Annotated in this window: 20 protein-coding genes and 1 pseudogene; 10 read left to right on the plus strand and 11 right to left on the minus strand. The window is 67.1% G+C overall.

Annotated elements, in window-relative coordinates:
- Positions 1-3: 3 nt before the first annotated feature.
- From ACHAAJ_RS09580 to ACHAAJ_RS09590, 3 genes are all read right to left on the minus strand, one after another.
- Entirely contained in the window at positions 4-612 is a 609-nt protein-coding gene (locus tag ACHAAJ_RS09580) for a DUF305 domain-containing protein (RefSeq protein WP_435727860.1), read from the minus strand.
- Positions 613-726: 114 nt separating this feature from the next.
- Entirely contained in the window at positions 727-1,215 is a 489-nt protein-coding gene (locus ACHAAJ_RS09585) for a hypothetical protein (protein ID WP_435727861.1), read from the minus strand.
- A gap of 151 nt (positions 1,216-1,366) precedes the next feature.
- Positions 1,367-3,091: a gamma-glutamyltransferase gene (locus tag ACHAAJ_RS09590; RefSeq protein ID WP_435727862.1), complete on the minus strand. Its 1,725-nt coding sequence runs from the start codon at positions 3,089-3,091 to the stop codon at positions 1,367-1,369.
- Positions 3,092-3,431: 340 nt separating this feature from the next.
- Here ACHAAJ_RS09590 and ACHAAJ_RS09595 point away from each other — a divergent pair, with 340 nt between their 5' ends.
- The 4 genes from ACHAAJ_RS09595 (at position 3,432) to ACHAAJ_RS09610 (ending at position 7,027) form a co-directional block, all read left to right on the plus strand.
- Positions 3,432-4,892, plus strand: a complete 1,461-nt coding sequence (locus tag ACHAAJ_RS09595; RefSeq protein ID WP_435727863.1) for a fibronectin type III domain-containing protein — start codon at positions 3,432-3,434, stop codon at positions 4,890-4,892.
- A 41-nt stretch (positions 4,893-4,933) separates the two neighbouring features.
- Positions 4,934-5,395, plus strand: coding sequence for a pyrimidine dimer DNA glycosylase/endonuclease V (locus ACHAAJ_RS09600; RefSeq protein WP_435727864.1), 462 nt, complete (start codon positions 4,934-4,936; stop codon positions 5,393-5,395).
- Positions 5,396-5,453: 58 nt separating this feature from the next.
- A complete protein-coding gene (locus tag ACHAAJ_RS09605) occupies positions 5,454-5,915 on the plus strand; it encodes a MerR family transcriptional regulator (RefSeq protein ID WP_435727865.1) in 462 nt (153 codons plus the stop codon).
- Positions 5,916-5,980: 65 nt separating this feature from the next.
- Positions 5,981-7,027 (plus strand): NAD(P)-dependent alcohol dehydrogenase, encoded by a 1,047-nt coding sequence (locus tag ACHAAJ_RS09610; protein WP_435727866.1) that lies wholly within the window; start codon positions 5,981-5,983, stop codon positions 7,025-7,027.
- 13 nt (positions 7,028-7,040) lie between these two features.
- Here the strand turns inward: ACHAAJ_RS09610 and ACHAAJ_RS09615 are convergent, their stop codons facing one another.
- The 5 genes from ACHAAJ_RS09615 to ACHAAJ_RS09635 all read right to left on the minus strand — a co-directional run bounded on the left by ACHAAJ_RS09615 (position 7,041) and on the right by ACHAAJ_RS09635 (position 12,513).
- Entirely contained in the window at positions 7,041-7,670 is a 630-nt protein-coding gene (locus ACHAAJ_RS09615; protein WP_435727867.1) for a DedA family protein, read from the minus strand.
- Between the two features lie 112 nt (positions 7,671-7,782).
- On the minus strand, positions 7,783-8,196 hold the full coding sequence (locus ACHAAJ_RS09620) for a DUF779 domain-containing protein (protein WP_435727868.1): 414 nt from the start codon (positions 8,194-8,196) through the stop codon (positions 7,783-7,785).
- 103 nt (positions 8,197-8,299) lie between these two features.
- Positions 8,300-9,334 carry an alcohol dehydrogenase AdhP gene (gene adhP, locus ACHAAJ_RS09625; protein WP_435727869.1) on the minus strand — a complete coding sequence of 345 codons (1,035 nt, stop codon included), beginning with the start codon at positions 9,332-9,334 and terminating at the stop codon, positions 8,300-8,302.
- Between the two features lie 132 nt (positions 9,335-9,466).
- Positions 9,467-10,990 carry an aldehyde dehydrogenase gene (gene adh, locus ACHAAJ_RS09630; protein ID WP_435727870.1) on the minus strand — a complete coding sequence of 508 codons (1,524 nt, stop codon included), beginning with the start codon at positions 10,988-10,990 and terminating at the stop codon, positions 9,467-9,469.
- A gap of 203 nt (positions 10,991-11,193) precedes the next feature.
- Positions 11,194-12,513, minus strand: a complete 1,320-nt coding sequence (locus ACHAAJ_RS09635; protein WP_435727871.1) for a GAF domain-containing protein — start codon at positions 12,511-12,513, stop codon at positions 11,194-11,196.
- 118 nt (positions 12,514-12,631) lie between these two features.
- Between ACHAAJ_RS09635 and ACHAAJ_RS09640 the strand changes: the two genes are divergently transcribed.
- The gene (locus tag ACHAAJ_RS09640) at positions 12,632-13,066 is read left to right on the plus strand and encodes a VOC family protein (RefSeq protein ID WP_435727872.1); all 435 of its coding nucleotides are present in this window, start codon (positions 12,632-12,634) and stop codon (positions 13,064-13,066) included.
- A 6-nt stretch (positions 13,067-13,072) separates the two neighbouring features.
- Here the strand turns inward: ACHAAJ_RS09640 and ACHAAJ_RS09645 are convergent, their stop codons facing one another.
- The gene (locus ACHAAJ_RS09645; RefSeq protein WP_435727873.1) at positions 13,073-13,240 is read right to left on the minus strand and encodes a hypothetical protein; all 168 of its coding nucleotides are present in this window, start codon (positions 13,238-13,240) and stop codon (positions 13,073-13,075) included.
- Between the two features lie 78 nt (positions 13,241-13,318).
- Here ACHAAJ_RS09645 and ACHAAJ_RS09650 point away from each other — a divergent pair, with 78 nt between their 5' ends.
- Complete coding sequence (locus ACHAAJ_RS09650; protein WP_435727874.1) at positions 13,319-13,696, plus strand: histidine phosphatase family protein; 378 nt, start codon at positions 13,319-13,321, stop codon at positions 13,694-13,696.
- Between the two features lie 91 nt (positions 13,697-13,787).
- Here ACHAAJ_RS09650 and ACHAAJ_RS09655 read toward each other — a convergent pair.
- Positions 13,788-13,973, minus strand: a pseudogene (locus ACHAAJ_RS09655) (IS256 family transposase); the annotation flags it as partial.
- 338 nt (positions 13,974-14,311) lie between these two features.
- Here ACHAAJ_RS09655 and ACHAAJ_RS09660 point away from each other — a divergent pair.
- Positions 14,312-14,899 carry a recombinase family protein gene (locus ACHAAJ_RS09660; protein ID WP_435727875.1) on the plus strand — a complete coding sequence of 196 codons (588 nt, stop codon included), beginning with the start codon at positions 14,312-14,314 and terminating at the stop codon, positions 14,897-14,899.
- A 213-nt stretch (positions 14,900-15,112) separates the two neighbouring features.
- Here the strand turns inward: ACHAAJ_RS09660 and ACHAAJ_RS09665 are convergent, their stop codons facing one another.
- Complete coding sequence (locus ACHAAJ_RS09665) at positions 15,113-16,057, minus strand: LysR family transcriptional regulator (protein WP_435727876.1); 945 nt, start codon at positions 16,055-16,057, stop codon at positions 15,113-15,115.
- A 40-nt stretch (positions 16,058-16,097) separates the two neighbouring features.
- On the opposite strand from ACHAAJ_RS09665, the gene ACHAAJ_RS09670 reads away from it, so the two are divergent.
- The 3 genes from ACHAAJ_RS09670 to ACHAAJ_RS09680 all read left to right on the plus strand — a co-directional run bounded on the left by ACHAAJ_RS09670 (position 16,098) and on the right by ACHAAJ_RS09680 (position 19,740).
- Complete coding sequence (locus tag ACHAAJ_RS09670; protein ID WP_435727877.1) at positions 16,098-17,324, plus strand: 2-methylaconitate cis-trans isomerase PrpF family protein; 1,227 nt, start codon at positions 16,098-16,100, stop codon at positions 17,322-17,324.
- Positions 17,325-17,396: 72 nt separating this feature from the next.
- Positions 17,397-18,512, plus strand: coding sequence for a Bug family tripartite tricarboxylate transporter substrate binding protein (locus ACHAAJ_RS09675; protein ID WP_435727878.1), 1,116 nt, complete (start codon positions 17,397-17,399; stop codon positions 18,510-18,512).
- 229 nt (positions 18,513-18,741) lie between these two features.
- A complete protein-coding gene (locus ACHAAJ_RS09680; RefSeq protein ID WP_435727879.1) occupies positions 18,742-19,740 on the plus strand; it encodes an NAD(P)-dependent oxidoreductase in 999 nt (332 codons plus the stop codon).
- Positions 19,741-19,887 lie beyond the last annotated feature (147 nt).

Genomic DNA, 19,887 nt, shown 5'->3' on the forward strand with positions numbered 1-19,887 from the left:
ACGCTACCGGAAATCCGGCAGCATCTCTTGCATGGCCTTGATCTCGGCCTGTTGGTCTTCGACGACCTGCTCGGCGAGCTCCACGGCCTCGGGGTTCGATCCTTCGGCGATCTGGTTCTCCGCCATCTCGACGGCCCCCTCGTGGTGCTCGATCATCCGGGTCAGGAACAGCTCGGCCGCCGCGTCCCCCTCCGCGGAATCGAGGGCGTCCAGATCCTCGTCGGTCATCATGCCTTCCATGGAGTGGCCCATGGATTCGGCTTCCACGGGCTCCCCCCAAGCGCCCAACCATTCGGTCATCGTCGCGATCTCCGGCGCCTGGGCGGCCTTGATCTTGTTCGCCAGGTCCAGGATGCGCGGATCCAATCCGTCCTTGGCGAGCATGATCTCGCTCATCTCCACCGCCTGCTCGTGGTGGGGGATCATCATCTGGGCGAACATCGTGTCCGCCGGCCCGTGCTCCGCGGCGTCGTCCGGCGAAGACTCCGCTGAAGCCGACATGGAACCGTGGTCCATGCCGGATCCGGCGCCCGGGTCGGTTCCGGCGGCGCAGCCGGTCAGCGCGAGCGTGGCGGCCAGCAGGGTGGCGGCGAGTGCTTGGTCTTTCTTCATGGTGTTTTTCCTTCGAGTGCATGCGGATTCACTGGCATTGATCCGCCGTCCGGGGAGCGGCGGGCGCGGCGAAGCACGAACCGAACCCCTGAAGGGTGCGGTCCGTGCGCATTTTTAGGTGCGACTGATCGACAGACGAACCAGCGAAGGTCCCGTGCGGACGGCGGGGATTGGCCTCCAGAGCCGCACCGGCGGAGGTCCGCGCCGGACCAGCGGGGAAGCATTGCGGTAGACCCGGCGGAGGATCAGGCCGCCGGCGAGGAGGGCGATCAGGCACAACCCCGCCATCGCCATCGTCAGGCCACAGCCTTCGCCCACGCACGATCCGGCGTCGTGCCCGTCCGCGGCCAGCGAATCCGACGCGGGCGCGGACGAAGCTGAGAGCGACGCCGGCGCGGCCGCCTCGGACGCGGCCGTGCCGTGTCGATGTGCATCCGCAGGGGAGGAATGCGTCGCGGCCTGGGTGTGGGCCGCATGCGTGGCGGGAACGTGGTCCCCGCCGACGACGTGCACTAGGAGCAGCCCCAACAACAGGAGAACCTTGCCCAGCGCGAGCGTGGCTCCGGACAGCCGGCCGTGCGCTGCGGCGGGGCTGCTGGTCACGGTCGGCCTCCTTCCCAAGGCAATCCCCGTGCGCATCGCTTCGGTGTGCACTCGGCGGGGTGGTGGGTTTTTCAAGATCTACGGTCCATTTTAGATCACTACGCCGCGGTTATCCCGGCGAGGCGCCGTTCCCGGACCGTTCTCCCGCGGGCTACGGTTCGGCGGTCGCGAAGTCCGCCTCCCGCCGGGTGTCCTTGGCGCCGATGATCTTCCCCGTTTCGTAGTCGATCTCCAGCGCCTGCACGGAGCCGAACACGGCCTCCTCGCGCTGCGTGCGCTGCAGTTCCCAGCCCTTGGAGTCCACGAATCCCGTCAGTCCGGCGGACGGATCCCGCTCGACGGCGAGGACGCCGTCCTGCAGGTGGTAGCGGGGCGAATCGATCGCCTCCTGGAGCGGCGCGTCCTGCAGGGCCCACGGCACCAGCACGCCCGCGAGGATGTTCGGGATCTGGTGTCCACCCGGGCTGCCGAGGCCCATGACCACGCGGTCCTCGCCGTCCATGACCAGCGACGGCGCGGCCCAGCTCACGGATTTGCGGCCCGGTTCGGGCTGGTTGTTCGGGGTGTCCAGCGAAGCGAACCGGGAGAGTTGGTTGTTGAGGAAGAACCCGCCGACGCTTTCGGTCTTTCCCCCGCCCCAGAAGTTGGTGATGGTGTTGGTCATGGAGACGGTGAATCCGCTGGAGTCGACCACCGTGAGGTGCGTGGTGTTGCCCGCCTCGATCGGTCCGCCCGCCTGCGGCGCGTCGACGGTCTCCGCGTCGGCGCCGCTGGCCTGCGCGTTGTCGCCCAGCTCCGCGTTCGCCTCGGGGTCGGTGATCCGATCGACCGGCACGTCCACGAACCGGGGGTCGCCGAAGTGCTCGGTCACCGTGGAGTCGGCCACGGACCAGGCCTTGGTCATCCGGTCCACGTACGGCGCGGATCCCGGGGCGGAGTCGGCGATGCCGAGTCCCTCGGCCACCTGAAGCAACTGCACGACGGCGGGGCCGGGCAGCGCGGGCGGAACGGAAACGACGTCGTACTCGCCGAACGCGCCGCGCGCCGGCTTGAGCCGCTCGGGCTTGTAGTCGGCCAGCGAGGCGGCGTCGATGCCGTCGACCTTCGTGAGGTCGGCGACGAGGCTGCCCGTGTAGAACGCCTCGGGGCCCTCGTCGGCGAGCGTGCGCATGGTGGCGGCGAGGTCCTCCTGCACCAGTTCGTCGCCCGACTTCAGCAGCCCGATGCCGGCGAAGGCCTTGAACTGGCCGAGCCCGTCGAGCGCTGCCGGGCCGGCGTCGCTCTTCATGCGCAGGGCGAGGAAGTCGGTGATGGGAAAGCCGTTCTCCGCGAGGTCGATCGCGGGCACCAGGAGCGCCTTCCACTCCAGGGAGCCGTGGTCCTCATGGATGCGGGCGAGGCCCGAGACGAATCCCGGGATGCCCGTGCCGGACTCGGGGATGACGCCGTCGTTGGCGACCACCTCGCGGTAGTCGTAGGCGACGGGGTCGGCTCCGGCCTCGGCGAGCACCGCGGAGCCGCCGCCGCCGATGCCGGAGGCGAAGGGCTCCACCACGGCGACCGCGAACGCCACGGCGACGGCCGCGTCCGCCGCGTTGCCGCCCTGGTCCAGGATCTTCATGCCGGCGTCGACGGCGGCCGGATGCGCGGCCGAGACCCCGTGCTGCCCGAGCAGGGATTCCGCCTCCGCGTCCGGCGTGGTGCTGGCCTCGGCCGAAGCGCTGGGCGAGGGGCTCGCGGAAAAACTCGGGGCAGAACTCGACGGCGCTTCGCTGCTGGATTCGGTCGGTTGCGCCGGTTGCGGCGCGGTGCAGGCGGTCAGTGTCAACAGGGCGGCGGCCAAAGCGGCGGCGGCCCGCATTCCTACGATCGTCATGGTGCGCTCCACGCTACCGGCAATAGCGCGGCGGCCCAACGGGGCTGCGACTTCGCGAGCATGTCCAGATGAGGCACGCACCCCATTTCGCGAGCATCTCCACTGAGTCAACGCGCGACCTGTGCAATCCCAAGTAACGGAGTTACAGTGCATCTACGGTTCCGTTGAGTGCATGACTTTCCATGCTGGAGCCCCGTTGTCCAGACCGGAAACCCCGTCACAGGTGCTATATCGGTTACGGATGGATCGTCTCAGGCATCAGGGAATGCCTTCGCTGGGAGACGGCACAGCGAACAGCTTCCTCCACGGGTCGTCAGGACCCACGAGTGAGGACATGGACATGCTGCACAAGAGAGGATCTTTGGCCATCGCGGCCATCCTGCTGGGCGCCCTGCTCCCTGGCATGATCACTGCAACGCCGGCGGAAGCTGCCGTCTCCGTTTCCAGGGCCGAGGTCGATGGTTCTGATCTGCGGATCGAGGGAACAGCTATCGCCTCCCGGGACATCAGCGTGGACAACGTGGTGATGGGCCGCAGCGACAGCTCGGGCAAGTTCCGCATCGGGCGTGCCTCGTACACAGCACCCGCAGACTGCACCGTGGATCTGCGGGACGGTTCGGCGACGGTGACCACCAGGAGCCTGTCGGGGTGCACCGTGACCCAGACGCCGCCGACGGACACCACCCCTCCCAGTGCACCCACCAACCTCACCGCGTCACTTTCGGGCACCACCGCGAACCTCGCGTGGACAGCCAGCAGCGACAATGTTGGGGTCGTCGGGTATCGCGTGGTCCGCAACGGAACCGTGCTTACGGGCACCGTCACGGGCACGACTTTCGCCAACTCGGGCCTTGCGGCAGGAACCTACACCTACACCGTGGCCGCGATCGACGGCGCCGGCAATGTTTCGGCGGCAAGCAACAGCGCATCGGTGACAGTGCCCCCGCCGACGTCCGACTCCACCGCCCCCAGCGTGCCCGCCAACCTGACCGCGACACTCTCAGGCACCACGGCAGATCTCGCCTGGACCGCCAGCACGGACAACGTGGGCGTTACCGGGTACAGGGTGACCCGCAACGGCGTCGTCATCACCACCGTGCTCAACACCTTCTACAACGACAGCAACCGCACCCCCGGCACGTACACCTACACCGTGGCGGCGGTCGACGGCGCCGGCAACGCGTCCGGCCCCAGCAACAGCGCGTCGGTGACGGTCCCGGAGCCACCCGGATCGGACACCACCGCCCCCACGGCCCCGACGAACCTGGTCACCACCATCGTCGGCACAACCGTCAGCCTCAGTTGGGGAGCCAGCACGGATGACACGCGGGTGGCCGGTTACCGGGTCACCCGCAACGGGTCCCTTTTGGGCACCACGGATTCGGCCAGCTTCATCGACTCCGGCCTCGCCGCCGGCACCTACACCTACACCGTGGTCGCTTTCGACGCCGCTGAAAACACATCCGCCCCGTCCAACAGCGCTTCAGCCACGGTGCAGGGCTCCGAGGAACTAGCCTTCCTTACCCCGGCGCAAATGCCCGACGCGACCGTGGGACAGGCCTATCTGGGTTACATCGTGTGTAGCGATCCTCCCGGCCCCTCCACCTTCAAGTTCAGTCTGGTCTCCGGGAGCGTTCCCGATGGGACGCGCTTCGTCAGAAACACCCTCGAAAACAGGCCCGAGGCCCGGGTCACAGGCACACCGACGCGGGCCGGGACGTTCACTTTCACCGTGGAGGTCAAGGACAACAGCGGCGCGCAGGCACGCAGAACCTTCACGATTCGGGTCCTGCCCGCATAGCGCGGCGCGCGCCACCGGATCTTCCTGGTTAGGCTAAGCGGATGCGCATCTGGAGCCTCCATCCGCGGTACCTGGATTCCAAGGGCCTGGTGGCGTGCTGGCGCGAGACGCTGCTGGCCCAAAAGGTGCTCCAGGGCGCGACGGCGGGCTACCGCAACCACCCGCAACTGGTCCGCTTCCGCGCCTGTCCCGAACCCGTCGCCGCCATCGGCGCCTACCTCGCGGGCATGGCCGACGAGGCAGCTGCGCGCGGCTACAACTTCAACCGGTCCCTCATCGTCGTACCGCCGGCCGGCGTCGAACCCGGCGCGGCGTCGGCCGGCGGCCCGGATTTCCTGACGGTCACGCGCGGACAGATGGACTACGAACGCGCCCACCTGTCCGCGAAACTGGCCGTCCGCGACCCGGAACGGCTCCCCACCTTGGAGTCCGCCGCGCCGGATCCGCACCCACTCTTCAGGGTGGTCGAGGGTGAGATCGAACCCTGGGAAATCCTGGGCTGAACCTCCCGAACCACACGCCCCTTGTCTTCAAGTACTTGAAGTTCCTATCGTTGAGGGAGTGAGCGCACCAACCATCCGGCGGACCTACACGATCAAGGAAGCGGCGGCGATGACCGGCCTTCCGGCCAGCACCCTGCGCTATTACGAGTCAATCGGAGTGATCGCGCCGATCGGTCGCGACGCCAGCAGCAAACACCGGGTCTACACGGAGGACAACCTGGACCTGTTGACCTGGGTGGCATGCCTCAACGCGACGGGAATGTCGGTCGGCGACATGCGCCGCTACGTCGCAAACGGCCAGCACGGTGCGGCCGCCGCGGCCGCGCAAATCGACCTGCTCAGGACGCAACAGGAGCAGCTGTCCACGGAGGCGAAGTGGATCGCCCTGCGGAAGCGCTACGTCGCCCTGAAGATCGACTACTGGGAAGCGGTCCAGGCCGGCGACACCGACGCGGCCGCGCACCTGGCGGCCGAGGCGCGATCCTTGGCCGACGCCCTCAAGAAGACCAAGAAGCAGTAGACGCCACGCACCCCGCGGTCCGCGGATCGGTCGCGCCCCCAAACCCCTCAAGAAGGAGAATCACCATGACCACCACCGTCAACGCCTACGCGTCCCCCTCGGCCGACGGGGACCTGGTTCCCACCACCATCGAACGCCGCGACGTCGGTCCCCACGACGTCCTGATCGACATCAAGTACGCCGGCATTTGCCACTCCGACATCCACACCGTGCGCGGGGACTGGGGCCCGCAGCCGTACCCGCTGGTCCCCGGGCACGAGATCGCGGGCATCGTCGCGGAGATCGGATCCGAGGTGACCACACACGCCGTCGGCGACCGGGTCGGCGTGGGCTGCATGGTCAACTCCTGCGGGGACTGCAGGAACTGTGCGGCGGGAGACGAGCAGTACTGCCTCAACGGAACGGTGGGGACCTACGGCGCCACCGACCGCGACGGGACGACCACCCAGGGCGGCTACTCGACGCACGTCGTCGTCACCGAGGACTTCGTGCTCCGGATCCCCGAGGGCATCGAGCTCGACGTCGCCGCTCCCCTTCTCTGCGCGGGCATCACCACCTACTCGCCCCTCCAGCGCTGGGGCGCCGGGCCCGGAAGGAAGGTCGCCGTCGTCGGACTCGGCGGCCTCGGCCACATGGCCGTCAAGATCGCACACGCGATGGGCGCCGAGGTCACCGTGCTCTCGCAGTCCCTCAAGAAGCAGGAGGACGGCCTGCGCCTCGGCGCGGACCACTACTACGCGACCAGCGACGAATCCACGTTCACCGACTTGGCCGGTTCGTTTGACCTCATCATCAACACGGTCAGCGCCGCGGTCGACGTCAGCGCCTTCCTGGGGCTCCTGACGGTCGGCGGCGCCATGGTCAATGTGGGGGCGCCGGCGGAACCGTTGCCGGTCAACGCGATGGCGCTCATCGGCGGTCGCCGGTCGTTCGCGGGCTCCATGATCGGCGGCGTCGCCGAAACCCAGGAGATGCTCGATTTCTGCGCGCACCACGGCATCGGCTCGGAGATCGAGGTCATCCCGGCCGACAAGATCAACGACGCCTACGAGCGCGTCCTCGCCTCCGACGTGCGCTACCGCTTCGTCATCGACACCGCCACGCTCGGCTAACCGCCCGGCGGGCCTACTCGGCCAGGACCTCGAGGTCCCGGCTGGTTTCCGGCCGGCGATCCTCGACCCACTCGGCCAGCATGCTGAACGCCTTGCCGAGCAACAACGACACGGCGATCGCGAGCACGACGGCGAATTCCGTGGAGACCTGCGGCCAGATGCCGGACATCGCACCCACGCCCACGGAATACACGGACCACACGGCCCCCGCCACGCAGGCGTGGACCAGGAACCTGTTCCACGGGACCGGCGTCAGGGACGAGGCCAGGTTCATGGTCAGCCGGCCCAGCGGGATGTAGCGGGAGCTCATCACCAGCGGCAGTCCGTCGTGTGCTAGGCGCCGCCGTGCGGAATCCAGCGCGGACTGGCGTTTCCGCCCCCGCATGAGGCTCCAGGAGGCCATGTCGAACCGTCGGGCCAGCGCGTAGGTCGCGGCGTCGCCCGCCAGCGCGCCGGCGAACATCGCGGCGGCCAGCAGGTAGGGGTCCAGGGCGTCCGAGCTGGCGGAGACCGCGCCCAGTCCCACGAAGAGCGTGGTGCTGGGCACCGGGGGGACCATCGCGGACAACGTGACGATGAGCGCGCCGAGGGGATATACCCACAACGGATCGAGTCCACGCAGGAGCTCGCCCCACTGGTCCACGGCTTCCCTTTCCCACGATCGACGGCGGCTCCGCACCGGCGCGCGGACGCCGACGGCGTACCACTATGATACCGGGCCGGGCCATGCCCGGAGCCTCCGAAAAGGGGTCTGTTCAGCCGACCTCCGGCTCGATGATCTGGCTGCGGATCAGGAACCGCTTGCCCTCCGGGGCCTCCACGGAGAACCCCGCCCCGCGGCCGGTCACCACGTCCACGGTGAGGTGCGTGTGCCGCCAGTACTCGAACTGTTCCCGGGACATCCAGAAGCCGATCTCCCCCAGGGGCGCACCGGCGTCGTCCGCCAAATCAAAGACGCCCAGGAGGAGGTCCGATCCCCCGGTCTTGAAGTCCCCCTCGGGGAAGCACATCGGCGACGAGCCGTCGCAGCACCCGCCCGACTGGTGGAACATCAGCGGTCCGTGCCGGTCCCACAGCCGGCGCAGCAGCGCCGCCGCCTCCCCGGTCAGCGCGACGCGCGAGCGCGTCTCGCCCTCGATTGCGGGCCGGGCGTCGAGTGTCGCGTCCATGGTGTTCTCCCTGTTATTGGTGCGGTGGCGGCCCGGCCCGGAAGCGCGCGGTCTGCGCTCGTCCGGACCGGTCTCGCTCTGGTCCCCTGCTAGGCGGGTAGTCTCAAGCGGCGCTTCCCACGAAGTCGATGACCACGCGCCCGTCGATCTTGGCGTGCCGCATCTCGTCGAAGACCGCATTCACATCCTCTAGGGGGCGGGTGTGGAACGTGGGCTTGATCTTGCCGGCCGCGTAGAATTCCAGCGCCTCAACCATGTCTTGCCGGGTGCCGACGATCGAACCGCGGATGGTCAGCCCTTTAAGCACAATGTCGAAAATCGGCGCCGGGAACTCGCCCGGGGGCAGGCCGTTGAAGACAATCGTGCCGCCGCGGCGGGTCATCCCGATCGCCTGGCCGAACGCCGCCGGGTGCACGGCCGTGACGAGCACTCCGTGCGCACCGCCTGTGGCCTGCTGGATGGCCTCCGCCGGATCGACGGCGAATGCGTTGACTGTGACCTCGGCACCGTGGCTGCGGGCCAGGGCCAGCTTCTCCTCAGCGACGTCGACGGCGGCGACGCGCATGCCCATGGCGACGGCGTATTGGACCGCGATGTGGCCCAGGCCTCCGATTCCCGATATGACGACCCACTGACCGGGCTTCACCTCGCTCCGCTTGAGGCCCTTGTAGACCGTGACGCCGGCGCACAGCACCGGGGCGATCTCGTAGGGGTCCGCGCCGTCGGGGATGAGAGCGGCGAACTTCGCGTCCACCAGCATGTACTCGCCGAAGGAACCGTTGACGGAATAACCGCCGTTGGACTGGGATTCGCAGAGCGTCTCCCAGCCTGTGCCGCAGAACTCGCAGCTTCCGCAGGCGTTGGCCAGCCAGGCGTTGCCGACGAGGTCACCCACCTTTAGCTCGGTGACGCCCTCGCCGAGCTGCTGGACCGTGCCCACGCCCTCGTGGCCGGGAATGAGCGGGAGGCTCGGCCTGACGGGCCAGTCGCCCCCTGCGGCGTGCAGGTCGGTGTGGCAGACTCCGGAGGCGATGAGCTTGACCAGCACCTGGCCTGGGCCGGGCGTGGGGACTTCCGTCGTACCGACGTCGAGTTCCTCGCCGAAGGCGCGAACGATCGCGGCTTTCATGGTGCTCATGGTTTTGCCTATCTGTTGGGATCGCGTGCGCGCCCCGGCGACGTTGCCGGTGCGCGCCCACGACCTGTGAATGGCGAATCCCGTGTTTGGCATTCGATGGTGCGGGTGGGGCGCGGGATGCGCGCTCCGGGTTTAGAAGAAGCCGAGCTTGTCCTCCGAGTAGGAGACCAGCAGGTTCTTGGTCTGCTGGTAGTGGTCCAGCATCATCAGGTGGTTCTCGCGCCCGATCCCGGAGGACTTGTATCCCCCGAACGCCGAGTGCGCGGGGTACGCGTGGTACTGGTTGACCCACACGCGTCCGGCCTGGATGTCCCGGCCCGCCCGGTACGCGGCGTTGCCGTTGCGGCTCCAGACGCCTGCGCCGAGTCCGTAGAGGGTGTCGTTGGCGATGGACATGGCGTCCGCGTAGTCGGAGAACGTGGTCACCGAGACCACCGGACCGAAGATCTCCTCCTGGAAGACGCGCATCTTGTTGTGGCCCTTGAAGATCGTGGGCTGCACGTAGTAGCCGTTCGTGAAATCGCCTCCGAGGTCGGCGCGCCCGCCGCCGGTGAGCACCTCGGCGCCCTCCTGCCGGCCGATGTCCAGGTAGGAGAGGATCTTCTCCAGCTGGTCGTTGGAGGCCTGCGCGCCCATCATCGTGTCCGTGTCCAGCGGGTTGCCCTGCGTGATGGCCTCCGTGCGCTTGACGACGTCGCCGATGAACTGGTCGTAGATGGACTCCTGGATCAGCGCGCGGGACGGGCACGTGCAGACCTCGCCCTGGTTGAGGGCGAACATCGTGAAGCCCTCCTGCGCCTTGTCGTAGAAGGCGTCGTCTTTGGCGGCGATGTCCTCGAAGAAGATGTTGGGGCTCTTGCCGCCGAGCTCCAGCGTGACGGGGATCAGGTTCTCCGACGCGTACTGCATGATCAGGCGGCCGGTGGTGGTCTCACCGGTGAACGCGATCTTGCGGATGCGCTTGTTCGAGGCCAGCGGCTTGCCGGCCTCCAGCCCGAACCCGTTAACGATGTTCAGCACGCCGGCCGGGAGCAGGTCGCCGATGAGCTCGGCGAGGACCAGGATCGACGCCGGGGTCTGCTCTGCCGGCTTCAGCACGACGGCGTTGCCCGCCGCCAGCGCGGGAGCCAGCTTCCAGACGGCCATGAGGATCGGGAAGTTCCACGGGATGATCTGCCCCACGACGCCGAGCGGCTCGTGGAAGTGGTAGGCGGTGGTGTTCTCGTCGATCTGGGAGAGGCCGCCCTCCTGCGCGCGGATGGCGCCGGCGAAGTAGCGGAAGTGGTCGATCGCCAGGGGCATGTCCGCGTTGAGCGTCTCGCGGACGGCCTTGCCGTTGTCCCAGGACTCGGCGACGGCGAGCATCTCCAGGTTCTGCTCCATGCGGTCGGCGATCTTGTTGAGGATCACGGCGCGGTCGGCCGGGCTGGTGCGGCCCCAGGCCGGGGCGGCGGCGTGGGCGGCGTCGAGCGCGGCCTCGATGTCCTCGGCGGTTCCGCGGCCGACCTCGCAGAAGCCCTTGCCCGTCACCGGCGTGATGTTCTCGAAGTATTCGCCCTTGATCGGGGCCTTCCATTCGCCTCCGATGTAGTGCTCGTAGCGGGTCTTGAACGTGACGGGCGATCCCTCGGTTCCCGGGACGGCATAGACGGTCATGGCAACTCCTTTGTTGGCGCGTGTTCGCTGCTGGTGGGTGTGACGCTACGCCCGGGGACGTTGCACCCGGGTTGCACCGGGCCGTCGTGAGCGGCTTTGCGCGTGCTGCCACGGAAATGCGCTAGCCACAGCGGGCCACACGCGGCAAAGCCGCTCAGGAAGGTCCAAAGCCGCTCACGAGGGTCCGGGGTGCCGGCCGGGGATCAGGCGAGCTCGGTTTCCAGCCGTTCCAACCGGTCGACGACGACGGCGCGGCGCGGCGACCGCGGCGGTAGCACCTGCAACGCGGTGTGCAGCGCCTCCGCGTCCCGGGCCGCCTCCGGCAGCTCCAGGTAGTCCATCAACACGTCGGCGCCGGCGTCCTGAAGCATCCCCTGGCGCAATCCGCCGGAGACCTCGGCGCGGATCGCCTCGATTCCGGGCGCGGAGGACCGGGGCAGCACGGGTCCCCGGTAGGCCGCCAGGGCGCGGCGGTGTTGGCCTCGGGCCACGAGATCCAGCACGTCGCGGGCATCCAGCGCGGGACGGGGCTCCAACCGGTAGGGGCGCGAGACCAGCGACGGCGACGAATCATGGCCGGCGAGCGCGCGGCGGAGCCTGACCATCTCCGCGCGCAGCGTCGACCGCTGCCCGGAGTCGCCCAGGACGGCGTCGGTGAGCGCGTCGGCGTCGAGCCCTGACCGGTGCCACGCCAGCAGTGTCAGGATCTCGGCGTGCCGTCCGCCGAGCGCGAGCGGGGTCCCGCCCGAGGTGAGGACTCCGGCGTCGTGCCCCAGGACGGCGAGGCCCGCCCCCGCCGGACGGACGGCGGCGCGTGCGGCGACGCGTGGGGTGGAGCGCCGCGGGGCTCGTCCCCTGGCAGCGCCGAATCTGAGGTCCGCCTCGGCGGCGGCCACGGCCGCGTGCAGCAGCGACAGGGAGTGCGCGGCGACGGCGTCTGCGTTGCCGGTGAGATCCACGACGCCGATGAGGCGCCCCGTCACGGGGTCGTGCACGGGGACGGCCGTGCAGCTCCACCGGTGCGCCTGCCGGCTGTAGTGCTCCGCGCCGCTGACCTGGACACCGCGGCCGGTGGCGAGCGCCGTGCCGGGCGCCGAGGTGCCGACGGACCGCTCGGACCAGTCGGCGCCGGGAACGAACGCCATGCCCTCTGCCCGGCGCCGGGCGGACGAATCGCCCTCCACCCAGAGCAGGCGGCCGAATTCGTCGCCGACCGCCACCAGCAGACCGGTGTCTCGCGCCGGCTGCACCAGGAGACGATCGATCACCGGCATGACGACGGCGAGCGGATGGGCGCGGCGGTAGGCCTCCAGTTCGGTGCCGGCCAGGCCGGGACCCGGTTGGACGCGATCCGGGTCGGGGAGGAAATCGAGCGAGCGGAGCCAGGAGTCGTGGACCACCGGGCGCAGGCTGGAGAGCGGCGAGCCCTCCGCCGTCGTGTCCGGCCTGCCATGCCCCAGGACGGCGTGGGCGGCGCGCGCGTGGCGCTGCAGCGTCCGGGAGGCGGGCGTCGTCGACCCCATTTAGGTCACCATCCGTCGAAGGGCGCCGGGATCCCGGCATGTGGCGTGGAACACAGTCTAGTCTTAAGGCACGCGCCGGCGGGGCGGACCGCCGGGCCCAAAGACAAGGACACAAGCCATGGGTCGCATGATCTTCGTCAACCTGCCCACCCGGGACCTGGACGCCGCCAACGCGTTCTACGGGGCGCTGGGCTTCGAACGGAACGCGGCGTTCTCCAACGACGACGCCACCGCCTGGATGGTCACGCCGGACATCTGGGTGATGTCGCTCCAGGAGCCGTTTTTCGCGGGCTTCCTTCGCGGCGGCGACCAGGCGTCGTTCGGCGAGGGCGCGAAGCAGATGCTCAACGCACTCAGCTGCGACTCGTCCGACCACGTGGACGAACTGACGCGGATGGCCGCCGCCAACGGCGGTTCAGTCTACCGGGAGGCGGAATCCGAGTTCCCGGGGATATACGGCTCCGCCGTCACGGACCCGGACGGGCACGTGTGGGAGCTGATCTGGATAGAGCAGCCTGAGGACGCGACGCCCACCGAGGCGACGGGCGAATAGCCGACGCTATCCGGTGCAGGCCTCGTTGGAGCAGCCCGCGTCGCGCGGAACCCAATGCGCATCGCCGCCCCCCTTGTCCTCCCAAGTCATGTGCCGATGCTGTCCGCACCGATCGCAGGCCGGGGCCACGTAGGAGGCCTTTTCGCTGTCCGTGTACGCGCGGTACTCGCCCATTGCCATCTCCCTCATCGAGTGTCAGGTAGCGTCACTCTACGCCCGGGCATCGGCGGCCGGAACCCCGGCGGTGGCAGGATGGGGGACATCCGACTCGTCCTCGTCCGCCACGGTCAAACGACCTCCAACGTGGGGCAGAACCTCGACACCGCCGCACCCGGCGCCGACCTGACTGACCTCGGGCGCGAGCAGGCGATGGCGCTGCCGGCGGCCCTCGGCGGCGTGGGCATCGAGACCCTGTACGCGCCCAACCTCGTCAGGACCCAGCAGACCGCGGCCCCGCTCGCCCGGGAGCTGGGGCTGGACGCGAGCGAACTCTATGCAAAGTTGAATCTGGGCACTTTGCTCATGAAACTGGGCAAGACGGAAGAAGGCGCTGCATGGATCCGCAGCGGAGCTGAGGGGGGAGACCGGAAATCCGAGAAAGTGCTAAAGCGAATGAAGAAGAAAGAGTAAAGAGTGCAGACAGTAGGCGAGGAATCTAACCAGAATGTGTGCCCCCGCTCAGGTGGAGTTTGCCTCGACACCGTAAGGGTCAGTGTTCTGATCACGCTGCAGTGAGTTCTGGGAGTGAAATCGCCTCCTCGATCGGTGCGGTGGTGGTCTCATCCATGGCCTTGAGTTCGGCCATGGAGGCCTCCGAGAGATAGCGGCGGTCTCCGGCTTCCCATTCATCGTGTTGCTCGACGAGGACCGCGCCGGCGAGTCTGAGCAGGGCGGCGGGGTTGGGAAAACCCCTACGACATCCGCGGCGGCGAAGGCATTAAAGACGTGCGTCTCGGCTCATCGAGCGCCCCGAACCGGGATGCCGGGTTCACGGTCGGCCCCCGAGCCAGCGCCACCTGCATATCGTCTCGCTACATCAAGGCTTAGGAAGTCCGGCCAACCTCGATTCGATCTGTTCCTGGGCCGACCACCTGTCTTGCAACCGGCCGCTTGCAAGACACCACGTCGAGACACTTCCGCTCCCCTGAAAACTAAACGGTCCCACTGTCTTGCTACCATGTCTCACAAGGTGTCAGAAGAAATCGGGTACTCAACCACTGTTGCGAGACAGTATTAAGGGAGCGAATGGGCAAGCTCATCGGATACGCGAGGGTCTCCACTCGGGGCCAGGGCACCGACCGGCAAACAGTAGATCTGTTGGCCGCCGGTGTCCGCCGCGACGACCTTTACGTCGACCACGGGATCAGCGGGGCGCGCGCTAAACGGCCAGCCTTCGACAGTGCGCTCGAGGCTCTGCAGGAGGGTGACACCCTGGTCGTCACGACCCTGGACCGGCTCGGGCGCTCCACCGCGAACATGCTCACCCTCGCCGAAAAGCTCCGGCAGCGCGGCATCAACCTGCGCGTGCTCAACCTCGGCGGCGGGGACGTGGACACCGGAACCCCCATGGGCGGCATGCTCTTCACCCTCACCGCAGCCCTGGCCCAGATGGAACTGGAGATCAAACGCGAACGCATCACCGACTCCGTGGCCAAACGCCGCGCCGCCGGCCACGACCTCGGCGGCCGCCGCGCCGCCTACACCGACAGTCAGATCGCCAACGCCCGACGCCTCATCGACTCCGGTCAACCAGCCGCCCACGTCGCCCGGGACCTCGGCATGTCCCGCGCGACGCTGTACCGCAGGGTCGCCGACTTTGAGGCGAAGGAATAGATCAAGGCCCAGCCGAAATAGCCTCCCTGAACCGTGGCAAGTGGTCTAGGCCCCGCACGAGGGAAACAACCGCCGATCGCGAGCCGCCACCCGTTCGCTACCTTTCCTCGAACTCGCGGGACGCCCACATAAAGAAAGTACGTCGTAATCTAGCGCTCCATGCGGCGTCCGCCACCGTGTCGGAGTCGTTGTGAAGGCAGTCCAGGGACACCCTTAGCCGGCACTGGAGGTCCCCCTTGGTCGTTGGGCGCTGAGTCGGCGCGCGGCGTCAACGAGCATTGCCGTCATGGCAGACTCAGCTGCCGTGGGTTGGCTGTCTTTCATGCGCCCGAGGAGGATCCGTCGCTGCGGAGCTTCTCCAGAAAGTGGGATAACCCGTACGTCATCGCGCAGCACGGTCAGCGCGAGACGGGGCACGAGTGCGATGCCTACCCCGACGGCAACCATTGCCTGGGCCTCTTGGTAGTCGTTGGCCTCATAGGCCACTCGGGGTGCGAATCCGATGGAGTTGGCCGCCCGGATGAGCACTTCGATCATGGGGTGCTCTTCTGTGCGCACCACCCACATCTCGTCGAGCAGCTCGGACATGGCGACGGATTCTCGGGAGGCGAGGCGGTGCGACACCGAGACCACGAGGTCCGTGGGGTCATCGAGGAGATGCTGGAATTCGACCTCCGCTGCCTCCAGGCGGGACCACTCGTAGTCCCATAGGAGGCTCATCGAGATCTCCCGCGTGGAAAGCATCTTCAGCAGGGCGTCCAGTCGCGTGCTTCGGACCGTCAGGTTGATGAGTGGGTGCTCGCGGGCGAACTTGCTGATGGCAAGAGGTACCAGAGAGGATCCGGCGGTAGGGAAAGTGCCCATTCGAAGCGTCCCTGCGCGGAGACCGGCTATGTCGTCGAGGGAGTGCTGGAGCGACACGAGACGCCCCCGGATCTGCTCGGCATGCTTAACAATCGCCCGTCCGGCATCGGTTAACACGATGCCGCGACTGTGCCTCTGAAGTAGCGGCTTCCCGGCTTCGGCCTCGAGCTTGCGCAGCTGTTGAGATATGGCCGAAACCGAGTAACCCAGCGCTTCAGCGGCCAGGGTCATCGTGCCGAAGGAGGCAACATCGGCGAGGAGCAGGACTCTCTCTGTGCTGGAAGGCTTGATCATGATTGAAGTATAGCTTAACTAGCGTTCCAGAACTTTGCTATTGCTTAACTTTCTCGCGCCCGGAACACTGAAAGTGTCGAAGATCTCATCGGGAGGTCGGGCAACCGGGAGGGTTTTACTCATGCAGATTCCATCGGTCGTGATGCGCGGAGGTACCAGTAAGGCGCTGTTCTTCCACGAGAAGGACCTGCCGTTGGACCCCGCACTGCGCGACGCGTTCATTCTGGCCGCCATGGGCAGTCCAGACCCGTATCGGCGGCAGATCGACGGGCTCGGCGGGGCGGTGTCCACGACGAGCAAGGTGGCGATCATTGGTGAGGGCAAGCCTTTCGGTGTGGACGTCACCTACGAATTCTGTCAGGTGAGCCTTGACCAGGCATTGGTCGATCGGAGGAGCAACTGCGGCAACATTTCCTCCGCAGTAGGACCCTTCGCTGTCGACGAAGGGCTGGTGGAGGCCACCGATCCCATGACCACCGTTAAGTTCCTGAACACGAATACGAACAAGGTCATCGTCGCCCATGTTCCGACGAAGAACGGGCGATTCGACCCCACCGGTAAGTTCGAACTGGCCGGGGTGCCCGGTTACGCGTCAAAGGTGCAAATGGATTTCGTCAGCCCGGCCGGGGCCGTGACCGGCAAACTCTTGCCTACCGGTTCCGTGCTGGACGACCTGACGGTGCCGGGGTGGGGAACAATCCCCGTGTCCATCGTTGACGCAGCCGCTCCGCTGGTGTTTGTTCGGTGGGAGGATCTGGGCCTGACCGGCCTGGAACTGCCGACTGAACTGGACGCCGACCCCGAACTGCTGGGCAGGATGGAGGCGGTGCGGGCACATGCCTCCGTTCTCGCGGGCATCACGAGCAGCGTGGAGCAGGCCACACACGAGGCCCCTTCCGTGCCAAAGCTGTCGTTGGTCGGTGCGCCGCGCGACTACACGGCGACCAACGGAACGAGGATCCTCGCCGGGGCAACTAGTGTGCGGGCGTTGATGATGTCGATGGGCCGGGTCCACAACTCTTATCCGTTGACCGGGGCCATCGCGACGACCGTCGCGGCGCACCTGCCCGGCACCCTGGTCCACGACGCTGCAACCGCCCACGACACGGAATTCGTCATCGGTCATCCCGCAGGTCTACTGGTGATGGCCGGGGACGTTTCCCACGACGGGCAGGAGTGGCAGGTCAACAGCGTCTCCGGCTTCCGGACGTCACGCCGGCTGATGGAAGGCCATGTGCTCGTTCCTGACGAATGGCTGGCCAAGTAGCACATTCTTCGAGACCAGAAACACTAAGCACCGGCGGCGCCGAAGCCGCCTCCTACACAAGAGGGACAGATCGTGAACATGAAGATCAAGAAGCGCACCATTGCGGCCATGGCCGCCGCGTCGACTCTGCTGCTCGGAGCATGCAGTGCTCCCAACCAGAATGTCGCCGGCGCAGAAGGGGACGGAGGCATGCCGTCCACCGTCACCATGAACGTACCGTACTCTGCCGGCGGTGGAACCGACACCTGGGCGAGGTTCATGGCGCCGTACCTGGAGAAGCACATCGAGGACAATCCCCGGTTCCTCGTCGAAAATGTGCCAGGTGGCGAATCGGTCACGGGGAGCAATGAATTCGTGCATTCCGGGGGGACCGATGGTGAATCCATCCTCGTCACTTCGGGCACGACCTACTTCCAAGCACTCCTCGGACAGCCCGAGGTCAAGTTCGACTTCGCGGAGATGCGCCCACTGATGCTCAACGGCACGGGCGGAGTGGTGTACGTCAGTTCCAAAACCGGGATCGAGAGCGCGGAAGACCTTGCGGACTACGGCGAAACCCTGACCTACGGCGGGATCAGTGCCACTGGCCTGGATCTGACCCTGCTACAGGCCATGGACGTGCTCGACATCGACATCGACGCGACTTTCGGTTTCGAAGGCCGAGGCCCCGCCCGGCTGGCTCTGGAGCGCGGTGAGGTGAACCTCGACTACCAGACGACCTCTGCCTACAAGACGCAGGTCGAGCCCATGGTGGAAGCCGGAACTGCAGTCCCGCTGTTCAGCTTCGGAATCCTTGAGGACGGTGAGATTGTGCGCGATCCCGCACTGCCCGACCTCCCGACCCTGGAAGAAGTCTACGAGTCGATCCATGGGGGCGCCCCCGACGGGGAGGCCTATGAGGCCTACCGGTCCTTCCTGGTTCCCGGCTACGTGTACCAGAAGGGGATCTGGGCCAACGCAGGCACGCCCGACGAGCTCGTCGATGCCTATCGTGACGCGGTCAGCAAAATCGCCGAGGACGAGGAGTTCATCAGCACCAGCGAAGAGGTCCTCGGCGGGTACCCGATCGTAGCCGGTGACGTCGCAGAGGAGGATCTGCGCGAATCCTTCGAAATCCCCGACGCAGTCCGCAAGTACACGCTGGAAATGCTCGAAAGCGAGCACGGTGTGACGGTGGACAGCAAGTAGACGCCAGAAGTGCGACCGGTCCGGGCGGCCATGCCCGGACCGGTTTGCGGCCAGCTTCTCCCCTCTTGTCCACGAACCAGACCCTACGGGCGACGGAGCTCCGCCTGAGTCGCATCCCTGCACGTCAGAGTCACCGGGAACCTGTTGCCGGTGCTAAAGAGGGCGTGATCGGCACCGCTGATGCCATCAGTACCACGTCCGCCCAGAACACAACCACAGGGGCCACACCATGAAACCGACGGCACTGATCATCGACGACCGGGAAGGCCTGCTCGGGCAATCGCCCGGCGCTGCGCGCCTGCGCGAACTCGCGGAGCTCCGGGTCGTCCACGGTTCTCTCGATAACCTGAGCGACGACTACCTGCGCACCGTGCAGGTGCTGATGGCGGTTCGTGAGCGCACCACCTTGGATGCGGGCTCCCTCGAGAGGCTGCCCGCACTGGAAGTCCTGTTGCAATCGGGCGGGCACGCCTACCACGTGGACCCCGTTCATCTGGCCGAACGGGGAATCCCGGTTGCGCTCATGCGCAGAGCGGTCGGGCCCAAGGCCGCGGTCCCGGAACTGACGTTCGCCCTGGCAGTTGCGGCGCTGCGCATGATTCCGGAGGCGCACGCCTCCATGGTCGCTGGGCAGTGGCGACCGTTCACCGGTCGGACCCTCAAGGGCAGAACAATGGGCATCCTCGGATACGGTCGCCACGGGGCCAATGTGGCTCGAATCGCCCGGGCCTACGGCATGGACGTCGTCGTCTGGAGGAGGACCCCCGACAAGACCGTGCTCGAGGACGCGAACCTGGCTGACCTGGACACTGTCCTCAAGGTCAGCGATGTTCTCAGTGTGCACCTGAAACTCAGCGACGAGTCACGAGGGTTGCTCAACGCCCGACGACTGCAGCAGATGAAGCCAGGTTCCATCCTGGTCAACACCTCACGCGGTGCCGTCGTCGACGAAGCCGCACTGATCGACGCCCTGGTCTCCGGTCCCTTGTCGGCTGCCGGTCTGGATGTCTTCTCGCAGGAACCGTTGCCCCACGACTCTCCGCTGCGGAGCCTGCCCAACACCGTGCTCACACCACACATCGGCTGGACCGTGGAGGAAGTGCTGACCGAGTTCGCCGAGATCGCCGCAGCTCATCTGGAGGCATTCCTCACAACCGGTCTGGACAGGAACGAGCTGCTCGACCCCGCCGTCGCGCTCCGGAAAAGCTCCATCGGGTCACTGCGGTGAGGACAGGACCCCTCGGATCAATGCGACGGACGCGGTGAGCCGAAGGCCCGGCGCGCGGGCTTGGGGGATCGACTGCTTCAAGAGTGCCGCCCTGCTTCTCATGGGCGGTTTCCTGGGTGCCAGCGTGCTGACTTTGCTGCACATACC

This window comes from Arthrobacter arnarulunnguaqae, assembly GCF_051262515.1.
GTDB lineage: Bacteria > Actinomycetota > Actinomycetes > Actinomycetales > Micrococcaceae > Arthrobacter_N.